Annotated in this window: 1 pseudogene; it reads left to right on the top strand. The window is 60.3% G+C overall.

Going from position 1 to position 718, the window contains the following annotated elements:
- Window positions 1-242: 242 nt before the first annotated feature.
- Window positions 243-587 (top strand): annotated as a pseudogene (locus ACX12L_RS22985) (transposase); the annotation flags it as partial.
- Window positions 588-718: the final 131 nt, after the last annotated feature.

The raw sequence follows: 718 nt of genomic DNA, 5'->3' as shown, positions 1-718 counted from the left end.
TCCTGCCGACTCGCACCAACTCCACCATCTGCTCTCGGAACTCCGCCGGATACGGCAGCCTTGTCTTGCCCATCTCGAACTCCTTGCTTTACAGCGTAAGGTGTCCGTCAAACCGGGGCAACTTCAACTGCACTGGTCCTTCACTACCACCTCTACTGACTCCGTATGCCTAGTCATATGCACAGTCCTGTTCCTATCTCCAAAGATAAGCGACAGGACGGGGCCGGGGAATCGGGGGACTATCTCAGGTGTTCGACGAACTGGTCGACGCCTTGCCGTCGATTGCGGGCAAGCGTGGCAGGCCACGCCGCTGGCCCGGCAAGCTGCACGCGGACAAGGGTTACGACTACGCGCGATGCCGCGCGCACCTCAAGCGCCGTGGTATCCAGGACCGCATCGCCCGCAAGGGCGTCGAGCGCAACGACCGACTCGGGCGTCATCGCTGGGTCGTCGAGCGCACACACGCCTAGCTGGCCGCCTTCGGCAAGCTGCGCACCCGCTTCGAGCGTCGCATCGACATTCATGTCGCCTTGCTTTCGCTGGCATGTTGTGTCATCTGTCTGCGCTCGCTCCCGTCGTTTTGTTAGCCGCTCTAAGAGCCTGTTTGCGATCTTCCGACCTCAGACAATAGGGGTGTGAAAAGAAAGCAATACCCGAGCGACATCAGCCGAGAGAAGTTTGCCGAGATAGAGCTGTTACTGCGCAGCGTCAGGCGCAC

The sequence above is a fragment of the Alicycliphilus sp. T452 genome (assembly GCF_054512775.1).
Note: the sequence above shows the minus strand (reverse complement) of the source record. Positions and strands in the feature narration are given on the sequence as shown.